This window comes from Amycolatopsis sp. NPDC104587 (assembly GCF_055583645.1).
In genome coordinates, this window is sequence record NZ_JBVJNO010000017.1 from 112281 (window position 1) to 139152 (window position 26872).

The window sequence follows — 26872 nt, forward strand, 5'->3', positions numbered from 1 at the left end:
TAAAGAAACGAGAAGCACCCCCCCCCCACCCCCCCCCCTCCCCCCCCCCCCCCCCCCCCCCCCCCCCCCCCCCCCCCCCCCCCCCCCCCCCAGGGCCCTAGGGTGAAACGTCCAGGTAGTCCAGGTTCGCCGGGCCGTCGGCCGTGGTCGCGGTGACGCGGATCGTGTGGGGACCCGCGCCGAGGCCGAGCGTGCGGGTCACCGTGCTCCACGTCGTCCACGCGCCCGTCGGCGGGAACGGCACCGCCGCGGCGACCACCGTGCCGTCGACCGTGATGTCCACCGGGCGCGCCGCCGCCGTGCCGTTCGCGTAGCCGAACGTCACCGCCGACGCCGGTCCCGGCACCTGCCACTCGACGTAGCTGCCGGAAGCGTTGGCGCCGTTCGCGAAGCCCGTCCCGGAGAAGCCCGCGTGGTTCGAGTCGATCGTGCCGCCCGCCGAGAGCGTCGCGGACTCGGCTTCGTAGCGCGTCGAGGAGCCGGCGCCGCGGGACACGCGGTACAGCACGGTCGCGTGCGACGGCACCGAAGCGCTGATCGGACCCGAAGTCGTCCGGGTTGCCTTGCTCCACAAGTCTTTCAGCGAGTACGACGACGCGCTGCCGATGCCGGTCGCGGCCGCCGTCGTGCTGATCGTAGCCGTCGAGCCGGTTTCGTTGGACAGCGCCACCGCGCGGTCGCCGTCGGCCAGCACCTTGCTGTAGACGACGAAGCCGCCGCCGGCGCTCAGCACGGTCGCCTGCTTGCCCAGCGCGTCCTGGTCGAGCGCGATCACGTCGGTGTTCTTCAGGATCGAGAAGCTGTCGTCGGACACCTTCCGCAGGTCACTGCCGATCAGCAGCGGCGCCGCCATCATCGCCCAGAGGCTGAAGTGCGTGCGGTACTCGGCCGCCGTCATGCCGCCGTTGCCGACCTCCAGCATGTCCGGGTCGTTCCAGTGGCCGGGGCCGGCGTACTGCGCGAGGCCGCGGTTCGTCTGGGCCTTGCCGATCATGCTCGACCACTTGTCGGAGATGTCCCCGGTGGTGCGCCACAGGTTCCCGACCGGCGCGGCCCACGTCCACGGCTTGTTCTGGCCCCACTCGCAGATCGAGTACGCGATCGGCCGGCCGGACTTCGCGAGCGCGTCCCGCATCGCCTTGTACCGCTGCTGCGCGTCGACACCCTGGTTGTTGCAGTTGTCGTACTTCAGGTAGTCGACACCCCAGCTCGCGAAGAGGTTCGCGTCGGCCTGCTCGTGGCCGAGCCCGCCGGGGAAGCCCGCGGTGTTGCAGGTCTTCGTGCCGGCGCTGGTGTAGATGCCGAACTTCAGGCCCTTCCCGTGGACGTAGTCGGCGAGCGCCTTGATGCCGTGCGGGAAGCGCGCCGGGTCGGGGACGAGGTTGCCCTTCGAGTCCCGGCTCGGCAGCGCCCAGCAGTCGTCGATGTTGACGTAGGTGTATCCGACGTCTTTGAGCCCCTTGCTCACGAAGATGTCCGCGATGCCCTTGATCATCGTTTCGGTGAAGTCGGCCTTGCACTGCGTGGAGTTCCAGTTGTTGAACCCCATCGGCGGGGTGCGCAGCAGCCCGTTTTCCAGGGCGGACGCCGGGGTCTGGGTCAGGACGGTGCCGCTGGCCGCGAGCGCGAGCGCGGCGGCCGCGACCGCCGTTCGCCGGAGAAAGGACATGCTGGCTCCCTGGTGAAGACATCAGAGGTCTACACCAGTTAGTAAAGAGACCTGCCTAACCCGGAGTCAAGAGATCATGTATCAGATATGAGATTGGGTTTCCGCTGGCCGGGACCCACCGGAAGGCTCCCCCGGTGTCACGGGGCGGGGCGGAGTGGCGGGAAGCGGGAGGCGCAGCGTGTCAGAGCGGAGCGGGGCGGGGTGGGCGGCGAGATGGCGAGCAGCGGAGTGGCGGGCGGCGCAGCCTGACAGGGCGGCGCAGCGACGGAGCGGGGCGGGTGGGGCGGGGCGGCGGCGGAGCGGGGCTGCGGGCGTGGCGGCGGAGTGGCGAGCCGCGCAGGAACCCGACCGCGCGAGCGGCCGGGACGTCACTCCTCCTCGACCTGCCGCGCCGTCGCCATCGCGCGCTCGGTCTCCCAGAACGCCCGCATCGACCGGATCAGCCCGTCCTCGCCGACGCGGTAGACGAACACCCCGTCGGTGTCGACGCGGTAGCCACCCGGCAGGTACGTCGTGATCGTGCCGACGTTGGCGCACTCGTCCCCCGCCGCGTGGGAGTCGCGGATGGTGAACTCGAAGCGCTCGACGTTGCCGATCGTCATGTCCCAGAACGCGCTGATGCCGTCCGGGCCGTGGTGGCCCTTGCCCTCGGCGTCGAACATCGACGGCCCGACCGGGTCCTCGACGACGGCGTCCGGCGCGAACAGCGCCAGCCAGGCGTCCTTGTCCCCCGCCGTCACCGCGGTCATCGACGCGAACGCCGCCCGCCGCGCCGCCGGCTGCTCCCGCTCGGTGTCCCAGCTGACCTGCACACCCATGCCCGTCACTCCTCGAACTTCGCGATGATCTCGGCCCCGAACTTGTGGATCGCTTCGAGCTTGGGCTCGACCGGCGCGTCGAACCCGACGCCGTCGAACACCCACGGCATGGTGATGACGTCCGTGACGCCGGCCTCGGCCTGCTCGCGGTAGCCGTCGAGGCCGAACTTGTCGATGCAGACGGCCTGGTACTCGAACGGGTCGTCCGCGCGGCCGCGCTCGGCCAGCAGCTCCTTGATCCGGGCGATGGTGGCGCGCAGCTCCTCGAGCTTCATCATCGCCGACGACCAGCCGTCGGCAACCCGGGCCGCGCGCTTCAGCGCGACTTCGGTGTGGCCGCCGATGTAGAACGGGACGCGCGAAGGCGGCGCCGGGCTCATCTGGATCTTGTCGAAGTCGTAGAACTCGCCGTGGTACTCGACCATGCCGCCGTCGAGGATCAGCCGGAGGACGTCGATGGCCTCGTCGACGCGCTTGCCGCGCCGCTCGAACGGGACACCGCAGTACTCGAACTCCTGCGGCAGCCAGCCGACGCCGAGCCCGAGGCCGAACCGGCCGCCGGTGAGCACCGACGCCGAGCCGACCTGGCGCGCCAGCAGCACGGGGTTGCGCGAGCCGAGCTTCAGCACGGACGTGTAGAACTCGATGCGGCTGGTGACCGCGCCCATCGCGGCGGTCGCCACGAGCGGGTCCACCCAGGGGGTGTCCGCGGTCCAGAACCGGCTGCCGTCGGGGGTGTACGGGTAGTCCGTGTCCACCGTCTCGGCGTAGAAGAGCGAGTCCGGCAGGGCGATGGAGGCGAAACCGGCCTCTTCGGCGGCCCGGGCGAGCTCGCCCAGCTGATCGAGGGGGTTCATCGCGATCGACAGGGTGAACTTCATAGCGTTGAACTATAACGTGTTCTAGTTTCCTCGGCCAGGTGGAACGGTGTGCCGGATCACTCGCCGGGAACCCTCCGCGTAACGTCCGCGTTGTCCGAATCAAAGGTGACTTCCGGTCACCGAGGCCCGAACTTCTGGGAGTTGGTCCATGGGCACCGCGATCTTCCTGATCGTGCTCGTCGTCGTGATCGTCGGTGGCGGCCTCTACTTCTCGCGGCAGCGCGCCGCGGCCCGGCAGCGGGAGCTCGACGACGCCAAGGCCGACGCGCGCCGGCTCGTCGAGCGGCTCGGCGGTCAGGTCCTCAACATCAGCGGCAACGACACCGCCTCGCAGCAGGCGATGGCCGACGCGGCCGAGCGCTACAACGCGGCCGGCTCGCAGATGGAGCAGGCCCGCACGATCGAGCAGGCCCGGCTGGTCAAGGACACCGCCGTCGAGGGCCTCTACTACGTCCGCGCCGCGCGGGTCGCGATGGGCATGGACCCCGGCCCGCAGCTGCCGGAGGAGGCCGAGCGCGAGCGCGCCGGCAAGGTGACCGAGCGCCGCGACGTCGACGTCGAGGGCCAGCACTACGCCGCTTCGCCCGACGCCGGCCAGGACACGCCGTACTACTACCCCGGCGGCCGTGTGGCCGGGCGGCCGGTGCCGCAGGGCTGGTACAGCGAGCCGTGGTGGAAGCCCGCGCTCGTCGCCGGCGCCTGGGGCCTCGGGTCGATGTTCCTGTTCAGCGCGATGTTCTCCGGCATGGGCGGCATCGCCAGCGCGTCGGCCTGGGAGTCGGGCTACGACGCGGGCCAGCAGGACGCGCTCGAGTCCGGTGACGCGGGCGGCGACGGTGGTGACGGCGGAGGCGACTTCGGCGGCGACGGCGGCGGAGACATGGGCGGCAGCGACTGGGGCGGCGGCGGTTTCGACGGCGGCGGCTTCGATGGTGGCGGTTTCGACGGCGGCGGTTTCGACTTCTGACCGCCGGCCGGGGCCTCGACCCGTGAGGTCGCGTGCCGGGCCTGGTCGTGATCGGGCGGACCCTCGCTGCGCGCTGCGTCGACCCGGATGCCGGACGCTCGGTCCTGCACGGCCGCACGACGACGGGCCCTGACCTGGCAGCTGGAGCGCAGCCCGAGGGCTACGTATCGGTGCAGCACGCGCGCGCTGGCCCGGCCGCGCTCCGGCTCGACGACGCACCCCGGACGCAATGAATGGGTCATTCATGTCGCCAGACGACATGAATGACCCATTCATGTCAGTTCTGACAGGTCGGGCACCAGTAGAGGTTCCGGCCCACCAGTTCCGACGTCAGCACCGGCGTCCCGCAGACCAGGCACGGCTCGCCGGCGCGGCGGTAGACGTACACCTCGCCGCCGTGGCGGTCGACGCGCGCCGCGCGCCCCATCACCTCCGGGAGGTGCTCCGGGCGGACCGTGTCGATGCGGCCGACGCGGACGCCGTCGCGCATCAGCGTCACCAGGTCGGCCCACATGTCGTCCCACAGCGCCCGGTCGAGCGCGCGGCCCGGCGTCATCGGGGCGACACCGTGGCGGAACAGCACCTCGGCGCGGTAGACGTTGCCCACCCCGGCCAGCACGGCCTGGTCCATCAGCAACGCGGCGACCGAGACCTTCGACTTCGAGATCCGCGCCCACGCCTTTTCCGGCTTGGCGTCGCGGCGCAGCGGGTCGGGGCCGAGGCGGCCCTTGATCGCGTCGGCCTGGGCCGGGTCGAGCAGCTCGCACGTGTTGGGCCCGCGCAGGTCCGTCCACTGTGTCCGGCCGACGAGCCGCATCCGGACCGCGCCCACCGGCGGCGGCGCCGGAACCTTGCCCTCGCCGAAGATCCCGATCAGGCCGAGGTGGATGTGGACGATCCCGTGCGGGCCGTAGTCGTGGAAGAGGTGCTTGCCGTACGCCTCGGCGCCGACGAGCACCTGACCGTCCAAACGGGACGCTTCGGCGGCGAACCGGCCCTGCGGGCTGCTCACCTCGACCGGCGCGCCGGCGAACCGGCGCTTGTGCAGCCGCGCGAGCCGGTGGAGCGTGTGCCCCTCGGGCATCAGGCCTCCGGCAGCGCCGGCGGCGTCCCGGTGCGCTCGTAGTCCAGCAGCTGCTGGACGCGGCGGGCGTGGCGCTCCTCCGGCGAGACGTCGGTCGCCAGGAACGCCTCGACGATCTCGGTGGCCTGCTCGACGGTGTGCATCCGGGCGCCGACCCCGATCAGCTGGGCGTGGTTGTGCTCGCGGCACAGCTTGGCCGTCTCGACGCTCCAGGCCAGGCCGGCCCGCGCGCCGGGCACCTTGTTCGCCGCGATCTGCTCGCCGTTGCCCGAGCCGCCGACGACGATGCCGAGGCTGCCTTCGTCGGCCACCACGCGCAACGCCGTCTCGACGCAGAACGCCGGGTAGTCGTCGGCCGCGTCGTAGACCCGCGGACCGATGTCGGTGACCTCGTGGCCCTGCTTCTCCAGGTGAGCCACCAGGTGGTTCTTCAGCTCGAAACCGGCATGGTCGGATCCCAAGTAGACACGCACGGCTGGGAGTCTGCCACCCCGTCCGGTTTCGGGCATGCTCCGGGGGTGGGCATCTGGGAGCAGTCCGGCTACGACGTCCGGCTCGACTGGGGCGGCGAAGGCGTCGCCGCGCTCGGCCGGGAGTGCGCCGTGCTGGTGGTCGTCGACGTCCTTTCCTTCAGCACCACGACGGATCTCGTGGTCGGCCGCGGCGGCCGGGTGCTGCCGGTGCGGTGGCGCGACGAGCGCGGTGTGGCGCAGGCGCGGGCGGCCGGCGCGGTGGTCGCGGGAGAAGGCGCGTTCACCCTCAGGCCGTCTTCTGTGACGGAAATCCCGCCGGGGACGCTGCTCGCGCTCCCCTCGCCCAACGGCGCGACGCTCTGCGAAGCCGCCGCGACGACCGGCGCTCACGTGCTGACAGGCTGCCTGCGCAACGCTTCCGCCGTCGCCGCGAAAGCACGGGAACTGGGCGGCCCGATTGGCCTGGTCGCCGCCGGGGAACGCTGGGGCGTGAACATCTTCGGCGACGGCGACACGTTCGGGCCGCTGCGCCCGTGCGTCGAAGACCAGGTCGGCGCGGGCGCGATCGCCGCCGCGCTGGCCGGGCACGGCCTCTCGCTGTCCCCCGAAGCCGCGCTCGCCGCCCGATCGGTGGACGTCGGCGCGCTGGCGGTCTGCGTCTCCGGCCGGGAGCTGACCGAATCGGGGCACGGCGCCGACGTCACGCTGGCCGCGCGGCTCGACGTGAGCGATGCTGCACCCGTCCTGAGCGAAGGAGTACTGGCATGAGCGGGCACTGGATCGAGGTCGCCGACGGGGTGCACGCGCGCCGGTACGAGGAGCTGGACCTCACCGTCGGGCTGGTGGTGGGCGCCGAGCGCTGCCTGGTCGTCGACACGCGCGGTGACCTCGAGCAGGGCGCCGAGCTGGCCACGGCGGTCCGCGAGCTGACCTCGCTGCCGTGGTCGGTGGTGTACACGCACGCCCACTTCGACCACACCTGGGGCACCGAGCGGTTCACGCCCTGCCCGGTCTGGGCGCACGAAGGCTGCGGCGCCGAGCTGACCGAGTACGCGGAAGACGCGCGCGCGAAGTGGATCGCCTACTACCGGCAAGAGGGCAAGGCGGCGACCGCCGACGCCATCGCGCGCACCACGTTCGTCGTGCCCGACCACCTGTTCACCGACCGGACCGAGCTCGACCTGGGCGGCCGGACCGCCGTCCTGCTGCACCCCGGCCGCGCCCACACCGACCACGACGTCGTGGTGCACGTGCCCGACGTCGACGTGCTCTTCGCCGGCGACGTCGTCGAGAACGCCGAACACGGCTTCAGCGCGTTCTCCTTCAGCACCGAATCCGACCTGACCGCCTGGCCGGACACGCTCGACACGCTCCTCGAGCTGAAGCCGCGGGTGATCGTGCCCGGCCACGGCGAGCCCGTCGACGCCGACTTCGTCCGCTACCACCGCCACGGCCTGCACGAGCTGATCGCGCTCAAGGCCGGCGTCGGGCGCGGCGAGACGACCGAGGAGGCCGCCGTGGCAGCTTCGCGCTACCCCGGCGACGTCACCTTGGCCGCCCTCGGGACGCCTTGAAGGCGTCTCAGCCGAAGTTGAGCTCGCCCGAGCGGGTGCGCTTGAGCTCGAAGAAGTCCGGGTAGCTCGCCAGCGCGACGGCGCCGTCGAACACCTTCAGCGCGTCCTCGCCCCGCGGGATCGAGCTGAGCACCGGGCCGAAGAACGCCACGCCGTCGATGTGGATGGTCGGGGTGCCGACGTCCATGCCGACCGGGTCCATGCCCTCGTGGTGGCTCTTCTTCAGGGCCTCGTCGAACTCGGTCTTGTCGGCCGCCTCGTAGAGCTCCGCCGGCGCGCCGATGGCGGCCAGGGCCTCCTTGATGACGGCGTCGCGGTCCTTGTTGCCCTCGTTGTGGTAGCGGGTGCCGAACTCGGTGTAGTAGTCCCGCAGCGCCTTCTCGCCGTTGAGCTGCGACAGCGCGACCGCCACGCGCACCGGGCCCCAGCCCTGCGACAGCAGCTTCTTGTACTCCTCGGGCAGCTCGTCCCGACCTTCGTTCAGGACCGAAAGGCTCATGATCCGGAAGTTCAGGTCGAGGTTGCGGTGCTTCTCGACCTCGAGGATCCAGCGCGACGTGATCCAGGCGAACGGGCAGATCGGGTCGAAGTAGAAATCGACCTTCGTGGGCTGCTGGGCAGCGGTCATCAGGTACTCCTGTGCGAATCAGGTCCGGTCTGGGTGCGGGCACACCCCCACACAGCGGGCCAACACCTCGGGACGCAGGCTTGTTCCCTTATCGCCCGCCACCCCGTCCCCATGATTGGATGCGGGGAGTTGAAAACCGATCCCACGACCAGAGGTGCCTGTGCCCGCCCCCAACCTGACCCGCGACCAAGCCAAGCTGCGCGCGGATCTGCTCGACGTCACCCGCTACGACATCGAGCTCGATCTGACCGACGGCCACGGCGGACCCGGGGAGAAGACCTTCGCGTCGACGACGACCGTCCACTTCTCCAGCGCCAAGGCCGGGCTGGAGACCTGGGTCGACCTCGTCGCCGACCGCGTGCACTCGGCCACCCTGAACGGCGCGGACGTCGACGTCAGCGCGTACGTCGAAGACCGCGGCCTCACGCTGGCCGGCCTGGCCGAGGCGAACGAGCTCACGGTGCGCGCCGACTGCCGGTACATGAACACCGGCGAAGGCCTGCACCGGTTCGTCGACCCGGTCGACGACAGCGTCTACCTGTACACGCAGTTCGAGACGGCCGACGCCAAGCGGATGTTCGCCTGCTTCGACCAGCCCGACCTCAAGTCGGTCTACCGGCTGACCGTCGTCGCGCCGGCGGACTGGAAGGTCGTCTCGAACACGATGGCCGAGTCCACCTCCGAGACGCCGGAAGGCGCGGTCCGGACGGTGTTCAAGGAGTCCGAGCGGCTCTCGACCTACCTGGTCGCGCTGATCGCCGGGCCGTACGCCGAGTGGCGCGACGAGTACACCGACGCGCACAAGACGATCCCGCTGGGCATCTACTGCCGCGCGTCGCTGGCGGAGCACATGGACGCCGACCGGCTGTTCACCGAGACCAAGCAGGGCTTCGGCTTCTACCACGAGAAGTTCGGCACGCCCTACCCGTTCTCCAAGTACGACCAGCTCTTCGTGCCGGAGTTCAACGCGGGCGCGATGGAGAACGCCGGCGCGGTGACCTTCCTCGAGGACTACGTCTTCCGCAGCCGCGTCACCCGCTACGCCTACGAGCGGCGCGCCGAAACGCTGCTGCACGAGATGGCGCACATGTGGTTCGGCGACCTGGTCACCATGCGCTGGTGGGACGACCTGTGGCTGAACGAGTCGTTCGCCACCTTCGCGAGCGTGCTGGCCCAGGCCGAGGCGACCGAGTACACGAACGCGTGGACCAGCTTCGCGAACATCGAGAAGTCGTGGGCCTACCGCCAGGACCAGCTGCCTTCGACGCACCCGATCGCCGCGGACATCGTCGACCTGCACGCGGTCGAGGTGAACTTCGACGGCATCACCTACGCCAAGGGCGCGAGCGTGCTCAAGCAGCTCGTCTCCTACGTCGGGCTCGACCACTTCCTCGACGGCCTGAAGGTGTACTTCGGCAAGCACGCGTGGGGCAACGCCACCCTCGCCGACCTGCTGGGCGCGCTGGAAGAGGCGTCCGGACGCGACCTGTCGTGGTGGAGCGCGCAGTGGCTGGAGACCACCGGGCTGAACTCGCTGAGCCCGCGCTACGAGGTCGGCGCGGACGGGAAGTTCACGTCGTTCGCCGTCGTGCAGTCCGGGGCGAAGCCGGGCGCCGGTGAGCTGCGCACGCACCGCGTCGCCGTGGGCATCTACGACGAGGACGGCGGCGGCAAGATCGTCCGGACCCACCGCGTCGAGCTGGACGTCGACGGCGAGCGCACCGAGGTCCCGGACCTCGTCGGCCAGGCCGCGGGCAAGCTCGTGCTGGTCAACGACGACGACCTGACCTACTGCACGATGCGCCTCGACCCGACGTCGCTCACGACGCTGATCGACCGCGTCGCGGACATCACCGAGTCGCTGCCGCGGACGCTGTGCTGGTCGGCGGCGTGGGAGATGACCCGCGAGGCCGAGCTGAAGGCCCGCGACTTCGTCACGCTGGTGCAGCGCGGCATCCACACCGAGAGCGAGGTCGGCGTCGTCCAGCGGCTGCTGCTGCAGGCGCAGACCGCGCTGAACTCCTACGCCGAGCAGGAGTGGGCGGCCTCGACCGGCTGGCCGGCGTTCACCGCACGGCTGCTGGAGCTCGTCCGCGGCGCCGAGCCGGGCTCGGACCACCAGCTGGCGTTCGTCAACTCCCTGGCGGGCTCGGTGCTGGACGAGGCTGCGTTGTCGGTGCTGGCCGGCTGGTTCGACGGCTCGTCGCCGCTTCCCGGTCTCACGGTGGACACGGACCTGCGCTGGCGCCTGCTTCACGCGCTGGTGGCGCACGGCAAGGCGGACGCGACGGAGATCGACGCCGAGCTGGCCCGCGACAACACGGCAACGGGCCGCCGCCAGGCCGAGCGGGCGCGGGCCCTGCGCCCGACGGCGGAGGCCAAGGCCGACGCGTGGCAGCGCGCAGTCCACGACGACGAGCTGCCCAACGCGGTCAGCGACTCGCTCATCTCGGGCTTCTCGCACCCCGGCCAGAAGGCGCTGCTGGGCTCGTACGTGGCGAAGTACTTCGAGGTGATCGACGAGGTGTGGCAGCGCCGTTCCAGCGAGCGCGCGCAGCCGATGGCGATCGGGCTGTACCCGTCGTGGGCGGTGGCCCCGGCCACGGTGACGGCCTCCGACGAGTGGCTGGCGGGCGACCACCCGCAGGCCTTGCGGCGGCTGGTGTCGGAGGGGCGCGCGGGGATCGTCCGGGCGCTCGCGGCCCGGGACTTCGACGCCCAGGCCTGATTTCGAGCACCCCAAGGCGGCCTTGGGTGCGTCTCACGCACCGAAGGCCGCCTTGGGTGCGTCTGACGCACCGAAGGCCACATTGGGGCGCTCGGAACCGGCGCCGCACGTGAAAGAGCCCCGCACCGGCTGGTGCGGGGCTCTTCGGTGGCTGCGTCAGCGGGGCGCGGGACCCGCCTGGTCGGACAGCATGCGCAGCGCGTTCACCAGGCCGTTGACGAGCCCGCGAACCAGATCGCCCTCCTTGAAGGACGCCACCATGCTGGCCACCGCCAGCTTGGCGCCGCGGTCGGGCAGGCGCTGGTACGCGAGCCGGCCCGTGACGATCTCGATCTTGCGCTCGCCGGGCGAGACCGCGATCAGGACCGCGTTGGCCGGGTCGGCCGTTGTCGCGTGCAGCTTCTCCGCCTCCGCGCGGCTGTCCTCGCCGAGCTCGCCGAGGTACACGCTGAAGTCCAGGCCGGTCTCGCGGCTCGCGAACGTCAGCGCCTCGTCCAGGCGGGCCAGCTGCCGGGTGTTGAACGGGCCGGACGGCACCTCGGGCTCGTACATCTTGGCCGCGGACCGGCGGCCGCTGCCGGTGATCGCCTCGCCGTAGGCCAGCTCGGTCTCGTCGACCGGCTTGACCAGCTCACCAGTTGCCACGAGCGCCTCCCGCCGCGGTCGGGGCGCCCGCGGGCGCGCTGTTCTCGGCGCCGGCGTGCCGGTGCCCGTCGCCCACCCCGTCGGGGTTGGCGCTCCACCACATGGCCGGAAACTCCCACGCCTGGCCGGACCGGAACCGCGCTGCGCCGCCGGACCTGCGCCGGAGCGTCAGCAGCCCGGCGAGGCCGTAGATGGCCAGCGGGATCACGGCGAAGACCACGATCGTCTCGACAACGTTCACGGCGCTGAGCGTATCGGATGACCTCCACGACCACCGCGCGCGCCGCACTCGACCGTTCGTCGTAAGCCGGGTGCCGTCCGCCGCTTGGCTCGCGGCCGATGGAACGTTGGGGCGAAGACCGTCGGGCCGAAAGGTTGCAACTCAACGTACAGGCGGCCGCACCCGCCGCTGTCGTCTTGTTGTTGCCTTGAAATCCTCGTAGCTTTTTCACCTGTACGGGCCTTGCGCCCCGCTCCCCAGCCCCAGCAGGTAACGCACCGGTCCCAGGAGGCCTTGCCATGAACAGCGTCGACACCCCCGCACAGGCGATCACCGAGACCACCACGTCACTCAGCGGCACCGAATTTGTGCCCGGAACGCGTGTGACGGCGGGCACAAGGGTTACCCGGGGTACACGCGTCACTCGCGGTACACGGGTCACGGCGGGAACGCGCGTCACCATGGGCACCCGGGTGACGGCCGGCACGCGGGTCACTCGAGGCACGCGAGTCACCCGGGGCACGCGAGTCACGATGGGCACGCGGGTGACGGCCGGAACGCGCGTCACCTGTGGCACCCGCGTCACGCGGGGCACGCGCGTCACCCGGGGCACGCGCGTCACGATGGGCACCCGCGTCACCTGCCAGAGCGACTACGCGCTCGCTGCCTGACCCCGCACCCCAGGGCCGCACGCACTACCTGAACACGCGCAAGCACCCGGCTCGCCCCGGCCGCCGCAAGGCAGCCGGGGCGCCGTTATGTCCGGGGCTCTGTTACCCGGGGCTGCGCCCCGAGCCGGGGGCTCCGCCACCCGGACCCCCGCAAAGCCGGGAGGTCAAGCCGCAGAGCCGAGATAAGGCCGCCACAGCGGATCGGCCTCTTTGGAATGCGCGAGCAGCCGCCAGTGCGGGCCGTGAGGGGCCCGCGGGACGACGCGCAGCCGCCAGTTGATCTCCGAGAGCAGCCGGTCCGCTTTGCGGTGGTTGCACTTGGCGCAGCAGGCGACGCAGTTGGTCCAGCTGTGAGGTCCGCCACGGCTGCGCGGGATGACGTGGTCGATCGTCTCGGCCCGCCCTCCGCAGTAGGCGCAGCGGTACCGGTCGCGGTGCATCAGCCCGGCGCGGGTCAGCGGCACCTGGGCCCGGTACGGCACCCGCACGTACGTGCTGAGGCGGATCACCGAGGGCACCGGCAGCGACACCGTCGCGGCGTGCAGCTCGATGCCGCCGGGGTCGCCGTGCACCACTTCGGCCTTGCCACACATCACCAGCACGACCGCGCGGCGCAGAGGCAGCGCGGTCAGCGGCTCGAAAGTGGCGTTGAGCAGGAGCACCCGGCGCCGGCCCCAGGCCGGGGCCGCCGGATCCCGGCCTCTACTACGCTGTCCGGGCGGGCGGGTAGCTCCCCCTGGGCGGCTTCCCGGCCCGGCCGGGACGGCGCCGCCGGATGCGGATCCCCCCGGGTAGGCGCGCAGAACCACCTCTGACGTCTCTTCGGCCATGGCTTGGCCGGAGACGCCGCGGGGGCTGGGTTGTCGGTCTGGCACTCGACCACCTCCAGGGGCGTAGGCATAGTCGACCACAGAACTGGCCCCCAGCGCACGTGTGTTACAAGACGTGTCACATCCGCGCGACCCAACATCCACTCGAAGTTGGGAAAACCGACCTGATCGGAAAGGATGATCGAACTCCCGTGTCCCCCCTGCTCACCGCGGCCGGCAACCAGACGCCTTGCATCACGGACGCCAGCACCCTCTGTTACCAGGTGTTCAAGGCCACGAACAACGAGTGGCTGGCCGGCTCGACCAACTGGCTGCTGACCAAGCCGCTGAAGATCCTGATGATCGTCGTGATCGCGTTCGTCGTGCGGCTGATGATCAGACGGCTGATCAACCGGGTCACGACGCTGCCCCGCTCCGGTGGCAAGCTCCCCGCGCTGCTGCGGCCCCTGCGTGAGCGCGCCCCCGAGGTGCTCGGCTCCGCCGTGATCGAACGCCGCCGCCAGCGCGCCCAGACCATCGGCTCGGTGCTGAAGTCGATGGCGACGTTCCTGGTCTACGGTCTCGCCTTCATCCTCGTGCTGGGCGAGCTGGGCCTGAACCTCGGCCCGATCATCGCTTCGGCCGGCATCATCGGCGTCGCGATCGGGTTCGGCGCGCAGAACCTGGTGAAGGACTTCCTGTCCGGCATCTTCATGATGGTCGAGGACCAGTACGGCGTCGGCGACGTCGTCGACATCGGCGAGGCCACCGGCACCGTCGAGGCCGTGGGCCTGCGGATCACCACGCTGCGCGACCTCAAGGGCACGGTCTGGTACGTCCGCAACGGCGAGGTGCTGCGCGTCGGCAACTCGAGCCAGGGCTTCGCGGTCGCGGTGGTCGACGTCCCGCTCGGCTACACCGCCGACGTCGAGCGCGCGTCCACTGTGCTCATGGCCGCCGCCTCGGCGGCCACCGAGAGCGAGACGCTGCAGGCGAACGTCCTCGAGCCGCCGGAGATGCTCGGCGTGGAGAGCGTCACGCCGGAAGGCATCCAGCTGCGCCTGACGGTGAAGGTGCGCCCGGGCAAGCAGTGGGCGGTCCAGCGGGCCCTGCGCGGCCAGCTGCTGGCCGCGCTCGAGGAAGCCGGCTTCGAACCGCCGCTGGGCCGGCTGTTCCCGAACTCCGCCACCGCCTTGGAGAAGTGACGTCAGCCTGAGAAGTACTCGCGGCGCCCCGCGAGCCGGGCGGGCCGGTCCCGCTCGGCGTCCGGGTCCTCCGCCAGGTGCTCCCGGAAGTACTCCAGCACCTCGTCCCGGTCGGCGCGGTCACTGCGCTCGACGTGCTCGAGCGTCGCGGCCACTCCGGCGGGGAACAGCAGGAAGGCGTCGACGCCGGAAAACGTGTCGAAGCTCGTGGTCTTCGCTTCCCAGATGAGCCAGACGTCTTCGGCGTGGCCGCACTCGCCGAGCAGCAGGACCGCCAGGCCGAGGCTGTCGTCGAAGCCCCAGCCGTCCTCGTGGAAGCGGATCTCCTGCTCCAAGAGGTACCGGAGGAACCCGGCGTCGGAATCACGGCGGTCCCGCAGCAGCAGGTGGAGCACGGCTTCCCGCGCCGCGTGGTGGGCGTCGCCGGGCAGGCCGTCCTCGTCGAGGGTCCCGGCGAAGGCGAGCTCGCTCCACCGTTGCGAGTCGGCGCGCCAGTCGTCGAGTCCGGTGGTCACGGTCCGAGACCCTAGCCCCGCGCCGTTACGCTGGGAAACGGGTTTGCGACCATCCGGAAACGTTCGGTCCCCGGCGTCGGAACCCCGCACCCGAAGGGCAAAATGGAAGGCGTGTCTGCAGTGAGCGAACCGGCGAACCTCTACGAAGCGGTGGGCGGCGAACCCACCTTCCGCCGGATCGTCGGGCGGTTCTACGAGGAGGTGGCGCGGGACGAGATCCTGCGCCCGCTCTACCCCGAGGAGGACCTCGGCCCGGCCGAGGAGCGGTTCCGGCTGTTCCTCATGCAGTACTGGGGCGGCCCCCACACCTACTCCGACCAGCGCGGGCACCCGCGGCTGCGGATGCGGCACGCGCCGTTCAAGATCGGGCCGATCGAGCGGGACGCCTGGCTGCGCTGCATCCGGATCGCCGTCGACGAAGAGAACCTCGACGAGCCCTACCGGCAGCAGCTGTGGGCGTACCTCGAGATGGCCGCCCACAGCATGATGAACAGCTTCGTCTGATGAGACCGGAGCCGGGAGAACCTGCCTGGTGGCAGGATGCGGTGTTCTACCAGGTCTACGTGCGTTCGTTCGCCGACTCGGACGGCGACGGCGTCGGAGACCTGGAAGGCATCCACTCCCGGCTCGGTTACCTGGAGCTGCTGGGCGTCGACGCACTGTGGCTGACGCCGTTCTACCGCTCCCCGATGGCCGACCACGGCTACGACATCGCCGACCCGCGCGACGTCGACCCGATGTTCGGCACCCTCGGCGACTTCGACGTGCTGCTGACCGAGGCGCACAAGCGCGGCATCAAGGTCACCGTGGACGTCGTCCCCAACCACACCAGCAACCAGCACGCCTGGTTCAAGTCGGCGATGGCCGCCGCGCCGGGCAGCCGGGAGCGCGAGCGGTACGTCTTCCGCGACGGCGTCGGGCCGAAGGGCGAGGACCCGCCCAACAACTGGGTCAGCGCCTTCGGCGGCCCGGCCTGGACCCGGGTGCCGGACGGCCAGTGGTACCTGCACCTGTTCGCCCCGCAGCAGCCGGACCTGAACTGGGCCAACCCCGAGGTCGCGGCCGACCTCGAGCGAACGCTGCGGTTCTGGCTCGAACGCGGGGTCGACGGCTTCCGGATCGACGTCGCGCACGGCATGGCCAAGCCGCCCGGCCTGCCGGACATGGACCCGCGCGCGAACGCGCTGGGCCCGAGCCACTACTACGACCCGCGGTGGGACCACGACGGCGTCCACGAAATCCACCAGATGATCCGCAAGGTGCTCGACGAGTTCCCGGACGCGATGGCGGTCGGCGAGATCTGGGTGACCGACGAGGAGCGGCTCTCCCGCTACCTGCGGCCCGACGAGCTGCACCTGGCGTTCAACTTCCGGCTGGTGCTGACCCACTTCGACGCCGACGCCATGCGCACGGCCATCGAGCGGTCCCTGGCGGTGCCGGCTCGCACCGGGGCGCCCGCGACCTGGACGCTGGGCAACCACGACGTCTGGCGCCAGGTGAGCCGCTACGGCGGGGGCCCCGTGGGCGTACGCCGCGCGCGGGCGATGGCGCTGGTCGAGCTGGCCCTGCCCGGCGCGGTCTACCTGTTCAACGGCGAAGAGCTCGGCCTGGCCAACGTGGACATCCCGGTCGCGGAGATGGCCGACCCGCGCGCGAAGACGAGCGGCGCCGAGTTCGGCCGCGACGTCTCCCGCGTCCCGCTGCCCTGGGAGGGCGACCTGCCCCCGTTCGGCTTCTCCCGCAACCCGCGCACCTGGCTGCCGATGCCGGCCGAGTGGGCCGGGCTGACGGTGGAGAAGCAGATCGAGGACGAGGACTCGACGCTTTCGCTGTACCGCCAGGCCATCGAGCTGCGCAAGACGCATCCGGCGTTCGGCGGGGAAGAGCTGGAGTGGTACGGCGCGCCGGCGGGGTGTTTCGCGTTCCGCCGCAAGGGCGGCGGGCTCGTGTGCGCGCTGAACACGTCGGCGAGCCCGATCGCGCTGCCGCCGGGCGAGGTGCTGCTCGCCAGCAGCCCGCTGGTGAACGGCAAGCTCCCGGCCGACGCGGCGGTCTGGCTGGTCTAGAGCGGGACCCACCGGCCGGGCTTGACGACTTCGGCCGCCTCCGGCGCCGTGCCGCGCGCGATCTGGTTGACCCGCTGGTGCGACAGGCCGACCAGGTCGGCGATCGCCCGCTGCGGGATCTGGCCGTTCAGCGTGGCGACCAGGCGGGCGCGGACGCCTTCACGCCACCGCGTCACCTCTTCGGCGAGCCGGTCCGCCTCCTGGTACTGCAGGACGAGGTCGGTCGCGTCCGCGTCGTCGAACTCGTAGCGCCAGCGGAGGTGGAACCGCTCGGCCGGGAGACCCGTCAGGTTCGCGACCGTCTTCCGCATGCCGGGCTCGACGTCGGCGAACTGCTTGAACTCACCCTCGGCACCGTCCAGGCCGTCGGTCACCTTCGCCGTCCACAGACCGGCTTCGCGGGTCACGGCCACGGTGAACGCCGGGAACCTCATCAACTGGCTCACCTCCGGGAAGGCGCGGACCGTAACCAATCGGTCCCGAAGCTGTCAACCGCCCTGGTCGCCCGAGCCCGAGCCGTCATCGAAGGCGCCACTCGCCAGCCACGCCACGAGGGCCGCGGCCTGGAGGTAGGGCGCCGCTTGGGCGGCCGCCCGGCCCGCCGCTCGCGTGCGGCCCCACCTCTCAGGTCTTCCGGCGCGCTCCGGCGCCTGCTCACCCGGTGGGCGGTCACGCCGCCACGGCGTCTCCGAGGTGCGGACCTCGTCGAGGAAGTCCGCGGTCGGGTCGTCGTCCGGGGTCATGCCTCCAGCGTGCCACCGACCACCGGCGCACGCCCGGGACACAAGGATTCCGTAATCAGAACAGGAGCGGCAGCAGCGCGTGGCGGCGCCGGACGATCGCGCCGTAGCGGGCGTCCAGGCGCATCCACGAGTCCGTCGCCGTCACGCGGACGACGTCCCCTTCGACGTCCGAATCCACAAACCCCATGCCGGACATCGCGAAGAGGCAGCGCATCTGGACCTTGATCTCGACCGAACCGCCGGTCACCGTCAGCACCGCCTGGTCCATCAGCGACGCCGGCGGGGTGCCGTGCGGGCCGGCGTTGTCCCTGGCCAGCGTCACGCCGCGGTCGGCGAGGTCCGCGACGACCGCCGCAGGGAGCTCGTCGACCAGCTGCCAGCGGCCGGGCGCCGGCAGCTCGCCGTGCCACAGCAGGTCGCGCGCCGGGCCCGGGTCCATCCGCGGGCCGCCCGCCACCGTCAGCGCGGCGAGCAGCTCGTTGCCGGACACCGTGACGTCGCCGGGGGTGACGTCCCCGGCCACCGCGCGGGTGGCCAGGCACTCGAACGGCGTCGCCGTCCAGGCCTCGACCACACCGTCACCGCGCCGGCGCAGCCGGACGGCCGTATTGCCGTCCAGCCGGACCGCGCGGGCGACGAACGCACCGAGGGTCTCCCGGTCCGCCGCGTCCGGCACGAACAACTCAGGCATCCGCGAACCCCTGCTTCAGAAACTCCGACTCGGGCGGGCTGAGCCTACGCGGCCGCAGCGCGACCGTGTCGTACGGCGCCAGCACCGTCTCCGCCGTCACCGCCACCGGATCCGCGGCGTCCGGCCCGGTGTGCACGCGGTAGGACAGCGTGAAGCTCGCCGCCCGCAGCTCGGTCAGGTCGATGTCGACGCGCAGCTGCTGCCCGGTCACCACGATCGGCGCCTTGTAGCCCACCGCCAGCCGGACCACGACGATGCCCTTCGGCAGCTGCTCGACGCCGGCCTTCACGGCCCCCTCGAACAGCAGCGGGATCCGCGCCTCTTCGAGCAGCGTCACCATCTTCGCGTGGTTGATGTGGCCGTAGACGTCCATGTCCGTCCAGCGCGGACGGACCAGCGAAACGTAGGTCACCGCACCGTGCTCCGGATCTGGCGCGCGGCCACCGAGAGCGTCGCCAGGTCGAGCCGGCCGGACTTGTGGATCTCGTCCAGCGCGACGCGCGCCCGCTGCAGCCGCGAGGAGTTCGTCTTCTCCCACTGGGCGATCTTGGCGTCGCCGGACGTCCCGGGATCGCTGTGCCGCAACGCGTCCAGCGTGATCGCGCGCAGCGAGCCGTAGACGTCGTCGCGCAGCGAAAGCCGGGCGAGCGCGTGCCAGCGGTTGCCGCGTTCGAGCGCGCTGATCTCGGTCAGCATCTTGTCGACGTCCAGGTGGTCCGAAAGCGCGTAGTACAGCTCCGCGGTTTCGGCCGGGCTGTGCGTCGCGTCCACGCCGATCTGCTGCTCGGCGAGCTCGGCCACCTCGGTGACGTCGAGCAGGCCGTAGGTGTGCAGCAGCAAGGAAACGCGGCGGGCGAGCCCCGGCGGGACGTTGCCCGCGATCAGCTCGTCGACGTGCGTCTGCACCGACTCCGCCTCGCGGCCGCGCAGCAGGTCGCCGATCTTCGGGACGAGCTCGCCGAGCACCCGGCCGAAGCGGTTGATCTCCGCCAGCGGCGCGAGCGGCTGCGGCCGGTTGGTGAGGAACCAGCGCGCGGCCCGGTCGAGCAGCCGCCGTGTCTCCAGCACCATCTCGTCGGCGACGTCGGTGTGCACGACGTTGTCCAGCGCGTCGATCTCCGCCCACAGCGCGGGCAGGTCGAACACGCGCGTCACCACCGCGTACGCGCGCACCGCGTCGGTCGCGGTCGCGTTCATCTCCTCCATCAGCCGGTAGACGAAGGAGATGCCCCCGCCGTCGACGACCTCGTTGGCGATGAGCGTGGTGATGATCTGGCGGCGCAGCGGGTGCTCGCCGATCGCGGGGGCGAACCGTTCGCGCAGCGGCTTCGGGAAGTACTCGGGCAGCCGGCCGGCGAACACCTGCGAGTCGGGCAGGTCGCTGGCCAGCAGCTCGTCCTTCAGCTCCAGCTTGACGTGCGCGAGCAGGGTCGCGAGCTCCGGCGAGGTCAGGCCCTTGCCCGCCTTCTCCAGCTCGCGGAACTCCGAGTTGCTCGGCAGCGCCTCCAGCTTGCGGTCGAACGCGCCCGCGGACACCAGCGCCTGGACCTGCCGCGCGTGCACCGACAGCATCGGCGCGGCGTGCGCCCGGCTGACGCCGAGCACCGCGTTCTGCCGGTAGTTGTCGTCGAGCACGAGCGCGCCGACCTCGTCGGTCATCTCCACCAGCAGCTCGTTGCGCTGGGCCTCCTCGAGCTTCCCGGTCTGCACCAGGTGGTCGAGCAGGATCTTGATGTTGACCTCGTGGTCGGAGCAGTCGACGCCGGCCGAGTTGTCGAGCGCGTCGGTGTTGATCTTGCCGCCGGCGCGCGCGAACTCGATCCGGCCCAGCTGGGTCAGGCCGAGGTTGCCGCCCTCGCCGAACACCTTGACGCGCAGCTGCTTGCCGTCGACGCGGATGGCGTCGTTGGCCTTGTCCCCCGCCGCCGCGTGGGTCTCGGGCTCCGCCTTGACGTAGGTGCCGATGCCGCCGTTCCAGAGCAGTTCCACCGGCGCCAGCAGGATCGCCTGGATGAGGTCCATCGGCGCGAGGGCGGTGACGCCTTCCTCGAGGCCGAGGGCCGCGTGGACCTGCGGGCTGATCGGGATCGACTTCGCCGACCGCGGGTAGATCCCGCCGCCTTCGCTGATCAGCGAGCGGTCGTAGTCGTCCCACGAGCTGCGCGGCAGGTCGAACAGCCGGCGGCGCTCGGCGAACGTCGAGGCGGCATCCGGGTTCGGGTCGAGGAAGACGTGCATGTGGTTGAACGCCGCGACCAGCCGGATGTGCTCGGACAGCAGCATGCCGTTCCCGAAAACATCACCCATCATGTCGCCGATGCCGACGACGGTGAAGTCCTCGGTCTGGGTGTCCTTGCCCAGCTCGCGGAAGTGCCGCTTGACGCTCTCCCAGGCGCCCTTCGCCGTGATGCCCATGGCCTTGTGGTCGTAGCCGACCGAGCCACCGGAGGCGAAGGCGTCCCCGAGCCAGAAGCCGTACTTCGCCGACATCTCGTTGGCGATGTCGGAGAACTTCGCGGTGCCCTTGTCCGCCGCGACGACCAGGTACGAGTCGTCCGCGTCGTGCCGGACGACACCCGGCGCGGGCACGGTCTTGCCCTCGATCCGGTTGTCGGTCAGGTCGAGCAGGCCGGAGATGAACATGCGGTAGCAGGCGATGCCCTCGTTCAGCTGGGCGTCGCGGTCGATGCTCGCGTCCCCCGTCGCGACCGGCGGGCGCTTCACGACGAAGCCGCCCTTCGCGCCGACCGGCACGATCACCGCGTTCTTCACCGCCTGCGCCTTGACCAGGCCGAGGATCTCGGTGCGGAAGTCCTCCCGCCGGTCCGACCAGCGCAGACCACCGCGCGCGACCTCGCCGAAGCGCAGGTGCACACCCTCGACGCGCGGCGAGTAGACGAAGATCTCGAACCGCGGCCGCGGCTCGGGCAGGTCGGGCACCCCGGCCGGGTCGAGCTTGATGGCCAGGTAGCTCCGCGGGTTCCCGTCGAAGTCGGTGACGTGGTAGTTCGTCCGCAGCGTGGCCCGGATGACGGCCATCAGCCGGCGCAGGATGCGGTCTTCGTCGAGGCTGGTGACCTCGTCGATCATCGCGCTCAGCTCGCTCGCCAGGGCTTCGGTGGCGGCCTCGCGGTCGGTCTCGCCCAGCTGCGGGTCGAAGCGGGCCTCGAACAGCCGCAGCAGCTTCGTCGCGACCTGCGTGTGGTTCAGCAGCGTGTTCTGGATGTAGTCCTGGGAGAAGGCGCTCCCGGCCTGGCGCAGGTACCGCGAGTACGCGCGCAGCACCGCGGCCTGGCGCCAGGTGAGCCCGGCCCGCAGGACCAGGCCGTTGAGGCCGTCGACCTCGGCGTCGCCCCGCCAGGCGGCCTGGAACGCGTCCTGGAAGCGGTCGCGCAGCTCGCTGACCGCGGCCACGCTCGCCTCGCCGAGCATCTTCTGGTTGATGCGCAGACCGAAGTCGTAGATCCAGCACGGGCCGCCGTCTTCGCGGTGCAGCTCGTACGGCCGCTCGTCGACCACCTCGACGCCCATCGCCTGCAGCACCGGGAGCACCTTCGACAGCGTCACGCCCTCACCGCGGAGGTAGAGCTTGAACCGCCGCTCGCCGGGCTCGGCGTCGGCGGGCAGGTAGAACGACAACGCGAGGTCGCCCTCGTCGGTCAGCGAGTCGAGCGCGCGGAGGTCGGCGAGTGCCTCTTCGGCGGAGAAGTCCTCCTTGTAGCCCTCGGGGAAGACGCTCGCGTAGCGCTGCCCCTGCTCGGTCGCCGACTCCTCGCCGAGGACACCGACGGCCACCCCGCCGTCCGAGCGCTCCCGGCGTTCGTCGAGGACCGCCTCGACCATCCGGTCGTCCCAGCTGCGCACGGCGTTGTTCAGCCGCTCCTGGATCCGCTGCGTGTCCGGCTCGAGCCGGCGCGCGGGATCGGTGTGGACCATGAAGTGCACCTGCGCCAGGACGGTCTCGCCGATCCGCGCGCTGTACTCGAGCTGGGTGCCTTCGAGCTCTTCGAGCAGGACCTCCTGCATCGCCAGCCGCGACCGCGTCGTGTAGCGGTCCTGCGGGAGGTAGACGAGGCAGGAGTAGAAGCGGCCGTACGGGTCGCGGCGCAGGAACAGCCGCAGCCGGCGGCGGTCCGAGAGCGTGATCGCGCCGGTCGTCGTCGAGTACAGCGAGTCGGTGTCGGCGGAGAACAGGTCGGCGCGCGGCCAGTTCTGCAGGACCTCGAGCATCCGCTGGCCGGAGAAGGACTCCATCGGGAACCCGGCGCGGTGGATGACCTCGCGGACCCGCTTGCACACCACCGGGATGTCGAGCACGTTCTCGTGCAGCGCGGTGGTGGTGAACATGCCGAGGAAGCGGTGTTCGCCGGTGACGGTGCCTTCGGCGTCGAAGGTCTTCACCCCGACGTAGTAGGGGTAAACCGGCCGGTGCACGGTCGACGGCGCGCTCGCCTGGGTCAGCACCAGCAGCGTCGGCGAGAGCGCGGAGGCGGCGGTGTCCGGGCCCGCGGTGAGGCCGCGGGCGGCGAGGCTGTCCTGGCGCAGGACGCCGAGGCCGGAGGCCAGGACCGCGCGCAACGCGGGGTCGTCGGCGTCCGGGTGCGGGTTGTCGATCAGCTCGTAACGGCGGTAGCCGAGGAAGGTGAAGTGCCCGTCGGCCAGCCAGCGCAGCAGCCGGGCGCCCTCGGCGACCTCGGCCTGCGGCAGCTGCGGCGGGTCCGACTCCAGCTCTTCGGCCAGCTGGCAGGCCGTCTGGGCCATCTTGTCGGCGTCTTCGACGACCTCGCGGACGTCGCCCAGCACGCTCGAGAGCCGGTTGTCGAGTTCGCGGGCGCGGTTCGGGTCGGTGACGAAGTCGATCTCGATGTACATCCACGACTCGGCGGCCGAGTTCGCCGGCGGCGCGGCCGGGTCGGCGTCCGGGTGGACTTCCTGCAGCTCACCGGTGAGATCGCGGGTGACCACGACGATCGGGTGGACGATCCGCTGCACCTGCACGCCGTCCCGGGCGAACTCGGCGGCGATCGAGTCGACCAGGTAGGGCATGTCGTCGGTGACCACCTGCACGACGGTGGCTTCGCGCGCCCAGCCGTCTTCGGCGACGGTGGGGTTCAGCAGCCGCACGGCCGGGCGGCCGGGCATCCGGTGCTTGGCGAGCTGCAGCTGCGAGCGGACGGCGCCGACCAGGTTGACGGGCTCGTCGCCGACGATCTCTTCGGCCGGGATGTGCCGGTAGTAGAGCCGGATGAGCTCCCCGATCTCCGGCGCCAGGCCGGCGGCGGCGTCGATCAGGTCGTCCCTGATCTGCTCCGGGCTGGCCGGGGAGCGCTGGCCGAACTCGGGTTCGGTTGCGGCTCCGGTTCCGGGTAGGGACGAGACTCCGGTCGAGCTCATTTGAGGCAACTCTCCAGTATGCGTGAGGTGGCACCGTGCCGGTTCGGCTCTGAACCGGACCACCCCACACTAATGCGCCGCGCCCACTGATCACACGAAGACCCGGGGGGTTGGTTCGGAGGGAAAACCCCTACCCGGCCTGCGGATTCGCGTGATCGGTCAAGCTACTGACGGGTTGTGTTCGGCCCGGGCGCGCGGCGCTGACCAGCCGCGCTCAAGGGCCGTCACCGGCCACGGAGCCATCATGATCGGTTCAGCTGGGGGTGTTGCGGAGAGCCCGACGCCGTTCGGCGAACGGTGACGGCCGGTCGGCGACCCCGCAAGTGCGACCGATCCCACTGCGACGCGCCCGGGGTGATTCGGCGACGGGCTGGGGTGGTTCGGCGACGGAGAGGGGTGCGGCGGGGGTGAACCCCGGCAAAACCGGCGACTCGGTGCGAGACCGCCGTCGCGACGAACCCACCCCGTCGCCACGCAAAACCGGCACCACGCCAGTCTTCGCGAACCGCAGCAGCGCAGTCCGCCGGATCAGTCGCCGGAGCCGTGGCGGCGGGAGTCGGAGACCTCCGCGCCGTGACCGTTGCGGCCGTGGCCGTTGCGGCGGCCCGTGTCCTGCGAACCCAGCTTCTTGACGAGCGCGGCCGCACTGGCCGTGCCCGCCTGGTGCTCGGCGAGGGCGCGGGCGAGGAGGTCGGCGAGCCCGGCGTCCGGCGGCGGCTCGTCCTCCGCGATGGCGCGGGCGTAGCTCTCCGGGAACGGCGCGGTCGCCGGCGTCCAGTGGCCGAAGTCCTCCATCGGCTCCAGCGACGGCGGCATCCGCAGCCGCGGCAGCCAGGGCTCGACCTCGTCGCGGTAGTCCGGCACCGACGGCGGCTCGTCCTCGGGCCGCGGCGGCGGGGCGAGCTCCGGCTCGGGCCGCGACGGCTCCTCGGCACGCGCTTCGGCATCCTCCGCCCGCCGGCGACCGCCCCCGGCACCGCCACCCGAGGAGGAGATGCCGAGCCGGTCGAGCACCGACCGCGCGGCTTCGGAGCCGTGCTCGGCATCGTGCCGCGTCGACGGCTGCGGCTCCCGACGTCCACCGGGCTCCCACGGCTCCCGCTCGGCGGCCGGCTCGGGCGCGAGCGGCAAGGCGGGCGTGACGCGCGTGGGCGCCGACTCCCGTTCGGCTTCGGTCTCCTTCAGCCGCGCCTGGGCGAGGGCGGCCCAGGAGAACTTGGTCTTCCCGCCGTCGACGGGCGCGACCGCCTCGGGGGTGCGTTCCGAACGCACCTCGACCGGCTCGGACCGGAAGTCCGGCTCCGGCGACGCGGGCCGCACCTCGACCGGTTCCGCCGAAAAGTCCGGCTTCGCACGCCGCCCCGGCGTCGCGGGCCGCGACTCGGCCGGCTCTTCCGACCTGGCGGCGCGCACCGGCTCCGTCTGGAACTCCGGTTCCCGACGCCGCCCCGGCGATGCCTCATACCCCGATCCGGCGGACCGCACCTCGGGCTCCGGCTCGGCACGCTTCCCAGCCGACGCAGACCGCACCGGCTCCGGCGCGGGTCGCACCTCGACCGGCTTGGGCCGGAACTCCGGCTCCGCCCGCCCCACCGGCCCGGACCGCACCTCGATCGGCTCCGGACGAGCCGCCGGGCGCTCCGGACGTCGCTCGACGACCACCGGTTCCGGCCGCACCCGCGGTTCGGGCCGCCGGGCCGGCGCGGGTTCGTCGCGCACCGCGGGCATCAGCGTCGTCTCGGCCGCGTCCGCGGTCACCTTGGGCCGCTCGAACGACCACGCGGGCGCCGGCTGCCGGGGCGCCGGGTTCTCCTCGCGGCCGAACGACCAAGCGGGCGTCCGCGGCTCGGCGGGCTGCGGCGCGGCAGGAGCGGCCGGCGGCGAAACCGGCTCGGCCGCGACCACCGGCACCGCCCGTGACGGGACCGCCTTCAGCACCTCGTCGAGATCGACCGAAGCGGGCTCACCCGAGCCGAACTCGCCGGCCAGGACGTTGCACGCCTGCCGCCGGGCTCGCGCGTGCAGCTGCTCGGCCGCCCGCGAGCGGTACAGGCACGCGATGGCTTCCTCGGGCTGGCCGAACCGTTCCTGCAGCTGCGCCAGCTCCAGCCACAACCGGGCGGTGACGGCGGACATGCCGTGCCGGTCGGTGCTCGCCACGGCTTCACGGACGAGCTCGATCGCCGCCTCGCCGGCCCCGGCGGGCAGCATGATCCGCGTCGCGACGGCCAGCCGCAGCCAGCCCGCCGGCGCGATGCCCGCCGCTCGCACGGGTTCGGCCAGCACCGGCTCGGCGATCTCGTACGCCATTTCGGTGTCACCGCGGTCGAGCAGCGTGCTCACCAGCAGCAGCACGAGCCGGATCCGGACGAGCCCGCCGTCGTCGGCCGGGTTGTCGAGCTTCTCCAGGAAGCCGAGCCCGGTCCGCGCCGCGTCGGCCGCCGCCGTCAGGTCGCCGTGGCGACGCCGATGGGCCGCCGTGCCGACGCGCAGCAGCGCCCGCACCAGCAGCTGGGTGTCGGCGCCGAGGGACTCGTCACCGAGGACCAGCTTGTCCGCCTCGACGAGCGCCCGGTCCAGTTCGGTTTTCCGGCCCAGCAGACCGAGGCAGCCGACCAGGTGGGTCAGCGCCGCGGCGCGGTGGACCGGCGACACGACCGGGTCGGTCAGCACCGGCCGCAGCGCGGCGAGCCCGGTCAGCGGCACGCCCAGGCCGCGGGCGCAGACGGCGAGGTCGATGCGCAGGCGGGCGGCGATGTCGCCGTACCCGGCGTGCTCGGCCGCGCGCAACGCCGCTACCGCGCGCCCGACCGTGCCCGGCCGGTCGCCGAGCCGGACGCGCGCGGAAACGACCAGGCTCTCGGCCCGGATCCACTGCTCGTCGGCGCCGGCGGCCTCGGACAGCGCGGCGGCGCGCTCCCCGAGCACGAGCGCGAGCTCGGGCGCCCGCAGGTGCAGGGCGTCCGCCCGCTCGATCAGCCGGCCGACTGCGGAGAGGGTTCCCCCGGCATTGGCGGAGCGCCCGCTCTCCTCCCGGGAGAACGGGCCCGTCCGGTGCGCTTTGCTGGCTTCCACGGGGAAACCCGCCCCC

Annotated in this window: 24 protein-coding genes; 8 read left to right on the forward strand and 16 right to left on the reverse strand. The window is 71.7% G+C overall.

The features are described 5' to 3' along the window. Positions 1-97: 97 nt before the first annotated feature. The 3 genes from ACZ61C_RS40420 to ACZ61C_RS40430 form a co-directional block, all read right to left on the reverse strand. Positions 98-1669, reverse strand: a complete 1572-nt coding sequence (locus ACZ61C_RS40420) for a carbohydrate-binding protein (RefSeq protein ID WP_465313225.1) — start codon at positions 1667-1669, stop codon at positions 98-100. Between the two features lie 368 nt (positions 1670-2037). Next, positions 2038-2487, reverse strand: a complete 450-nt coding sequence (locus ACZ61C_RS40425; protein WP_465313226.1) for a nuclear transport factor 2 family protein — start codon at positions 2485-2487, stop codon at positions 2038-2040. A gap of 5 nt (positions 2488-2492) precedes the next feature. Beyond that, complete coding sequence (locus tag ACZ61C_RS40430; RefSeq protein ID WP_465313227.1) at positions 2493-3368, reverse strand: LLM class F420-dependent oxidoreductase; 876 nt, start codon at positions 3366-3368, stop codon at positions 2493-2495. Between the two features lie 148 nt (positions 3369-3516). On the opposite strand from ACZ61C_RS40430, the gene ACZ61C_RS40435 reads away from it, so the two are divergent. Continuing rightward, positions 3517-4335: a hypothetical protein gene (locus tag ACZ61C_RS40435; protein ID WP_465313228.1), complete on the forward strand. Its 819-nt coding sequence runs from the start codon at positions 3517-3519 to the stop codon at positions 4333-4335. A 277-nt stretch (positions 4336-4612) separates the two neighbouring features. Here the strand turns inward: ACZ61C_RS40435 and ACZ61C_RS40440 are convergent, their stop codons facing one another. Continuing rightward, a complete protein-coding gene (locus ACZ61C_RS40440) occupies positions 4613-5419 on the reverse strand; it encodes an Fpg/Nei family DNA glycosylase (RefSeq protein ID WP_465313229.1) in 807 nt (268 codons plus the stop codon). Then, positions 5419-5892 (reverse strand): ribose-5-phosphate isomerase, encoded by a 474-nt coding sequence (locus tag ACZ61C_RS40445; protein ID WP_465313230.1) that lies wholly within the window; start codon positions 5890-5892, stop codon positions 5419-5421. Before ACZ61C_RS40445 ends, ACZ61C_RS40440 begins: the two co-directional genes overlap by 1 nt. A gap of 45 nt (positions 5893-5937) precedes the next feature. Between ACZ61C_RS40445 and ACZ61C_RS40450 the strand changes: the two genes are divergently transcribed. Then, complete coding sequence (locus tag ACZ61C_RS40450) at positions 5938-6660, forward strand: 2-phosphosulfolactate phosphatase (protein WP_465313231.1); 723 nt, start codon at positions 5938-5940, stop codon at positions 6658-6660. After that, positions 6657-7466 carry an MBL fold metallo-hydrolase gene (locus tag ACZ61C_RS40455; protein ID WP_465313232.1) on the forward strand — a complete coding sequence of 270 codons (810 nt, stop codon included), beginning with the start codon at positions 6657-6659 and terminating at the stop codon, positions 7464-7466. The genes ACZ61C_RS40450 and ACZ61C_RS40455 overlap by 4 nt, the downstream gene beginning before the upstream one ends. A gap of 7 nt (positions 7467-7473) precedes the next feature. Here the strand turns inward: ACZ61C_RS40455 and ACZ61C_RS40460 are convergent, their stop codons facing one another. Beyond that, positions 7474-8094, reverse strand: coding sequence for a mycothiol-dependent nitroreductase Rv2466c family protein (locus ACZ61C_RS40460; RefSeq protein WP_465313233.1), 621 nt, complete (start codon positions 8092-8094; stop codon positions 7474-7476). A gap of 160 nt (positions 8095-8254) precedes the next feature. On the opposite strand from ACZ61C_RS40460, the gene pepN reads away from it, so the two are divergent. After that, positions 8255-10822, forward strand: a complete 2568-nt coding sequence (gene pepN, locus ACZ61C_RS40465) for an aminopeptidase N (RefSeq protein ID WP_465313234.1) — start codon at positions 8255-8257, stop codon at positions 10820-10822. A gap of 156 nt (positions 10823-10978) precedes the next feature. Here pepN and ACZ61C_RS40470 read toward each other — a convergent pair whose 3' ends face one another. Then, on the reverse strand, positions 10979-11467 hold the full coding sequence (locus ACZ61C_RS40470) for a DUF5130 family protein (RefSeq protein ID WP_465313235.1): 489 nt from the start codon (positions 11465-11467) through the stop codon (positions 10979-10981). Continuing rightward, positions 11454-11708 carry an aa3-type cytochrome oxidase subunit CtaJ gene (gene ctaJ / locus ACZ61C_RS40475; RefSeq protein ID WP_465313236.1) on the reverse strand — a complete coding sequence of 85 codons (255 nt, stop codon included), beginning with the start codon at positions 11706-11708 and terminating at the stop codon, positions 11454-11456. The genes ACZ61C_RS40470 and ctaJ overlap by 14 nt, the downstream gene beginning before the upstream one ends. Before the next feature lie 278 nt (positions 11709-11986). Between ctaJ and ACZ61C_RS40480 the strand changes: the two genes are divergently transcribed. Continuing rightward, a complete protein-coding gene (locus ACZ61C_RS40480) occupies positions 11987-12358 on the forward strand; it encodes a hypothetical protein (RefSeq protein WP_465313237.1) in 372 nt (123 codons plus the stop codon). A gap of 164 nt (positions 12359-12522) precedes the next feature. On the opposite strand, the gene ACZ61C_RS40485 is transcribed toward ACZ61C_RS40480, so the two are convergent. Further along, the gene (locus tag ACZ61C_RS40485; RefSeq protein WP_395926704.1) at positions 12523-13020 is read right to left on the reverse strand and encodes an HNH endonuclease; all 498 of its coding nucleotides are present in this window, start codon (positions 13018-13020) and stop codon (positions 12523-12525) included. Between the two features lie 359 nt (positions 13021-13379). Here ACZ61C_RS40485 and ACZ61C_RS40490 point away from each other — a divergent pair, with 359 nt between their 5' ends. Continuing rightward, positions 13380-14372: a mechanosensitive ion channel family protein gene (locus tag ACZ61C_RS40490; protein WP_465313238.1), complete on the forward strand. Its 993-nt coding sequence runs from the start codon at positions 13380-13382 to the stop codon at positions 14370-14372. A gap of 2 nt (positions 14373-14374) precedes the next feature. On the opposite strand, the gene ACZ61C_RS40495 is transcribed toward ACZ61C_RS40490, so the two are convergent. Beyond that, positions 14375-14887, reverse strand: a complete 513-nt coding sequence (locus tag ACZ61C_RS40495) for a hypothetical protein (protein ID WP_465313239.1) — start codon at positions 14885-14887, stop codon at positions 14375-14377. Positions 14888-15007: 120 nt separating this feature from the next. Between ACZ61C_RS40495 and ACZ61C_RS40500 the strand changes: the two genes are divergently transcribed. Both ACZ61C_RS40500 and ACZ61C_RS40505 read left to right on the forward strand, forming a co-directional pair. Continuing rightward, positions 15008-15391 (forward strand): globin, encoded by a 384-nt coding sequence (locus tag ACZ61C_RS40500; RefSeq protein WP_326960134.1) that lies wholly within the window; start codon positions 15008-15010, stop codon positions 15389-15391. Continuing rightward, entirely contained in the window at positions 15391-16953 is a 1563-nt protein-coding gene (locus tag ACZ61C_RS40505; RefSeq protein WP_465313240.1) for a glycoside hydrolase family 13 protein, read from the forward strand. The genes ACZ61C_RS40500 and ACZ61C_RS40505 overlap by 1 nt, the downstream gene beginning before the upstream one ends. On the opposite strand, the gene ACZ61C_RS40510 is transcribed toward ACZ61C_RS40505, so the two are convergent. The 6 genes from ACZ61C_RS40510 to ACZ61C_RS40535 all read right to left on the reverse strand — a co-directional run bounded on the left by ACZ61C_RS40510 (position 16950) and on the right by ACZ61C_RS40535 (position 26856). After that, positions 16950-17387, reverse strand: coding sequence for a hypothetical protein (locus ACZ61C_RS40510; RefSeq protein WP_465313241.1), 438 nt, complete (start codon positions 17385-17387; stop codon positions 16950-16952). The genes ACZ61C_RS40505 and ACZ61C_RS40510 overlap by 4 nt on opposite strands. Positions 17388-17441: 54 nt before the next feature. After that, on the reverse strand, positions 17442-17696 hold the full coding sequence (locus ACZ61C_RS40515; protein ID WP_465313242.1) for a hypothetical protein: 255 nt from the start codon (positions 17694-17696) through the stop codon (positions 17442-17444). 55 nt (positions 17697-17751) lie between these two features. After that, positions 17752-18387, reverse strand: a complete 636-nt coding sequence (locus tag ACZ61C_RS40520) for a DUF8010 domain-containing protein (protein ID WP_465313243.1) — start codon at positions 18385-18387, stop codon at positions 17752-17754. After that, positions 18380-18799, reverse strand: coding sequence for an acyl-CoA thioesterase (locus tag ACZ61C_RS40525; protein WP_465313244.1), 420 nt, complete (start codon positions 18797-18799; stop codon positions 18380-18382). The genes ACZ61C_RS40520 and ACZ61C_RS40525 overlap by 8 nt, the downstream gene beginning before the upstream one ends. Next, positions 18796-23781, reverse strand: coding sequence for an NAD-glutamate dehydrogenase (locus tag ACZ61C_RS40530; RefSeq protein WP_465313245.1), 4986 nt, complete (start codon positions 23779-23781; stop codon positions 18796-18798). Before ACZ61C_RS40530 ends, ACZ61C_RS40525 begins: the two co-directional genes overlap by 4 nt. Positions 23782-24309: 528 nt before the next feature. Then, complete coding sequence (locus ACZ61C_RS40535) at positions 24310-26856, reverse strand: hypothetical protein (protein ID WP_465313246.1); 2547 nt, start codon at positions 26854-26856, stop codon at positions 24310-24312. Positions 26857-26872: the final 16 nt, after the last annotated feature.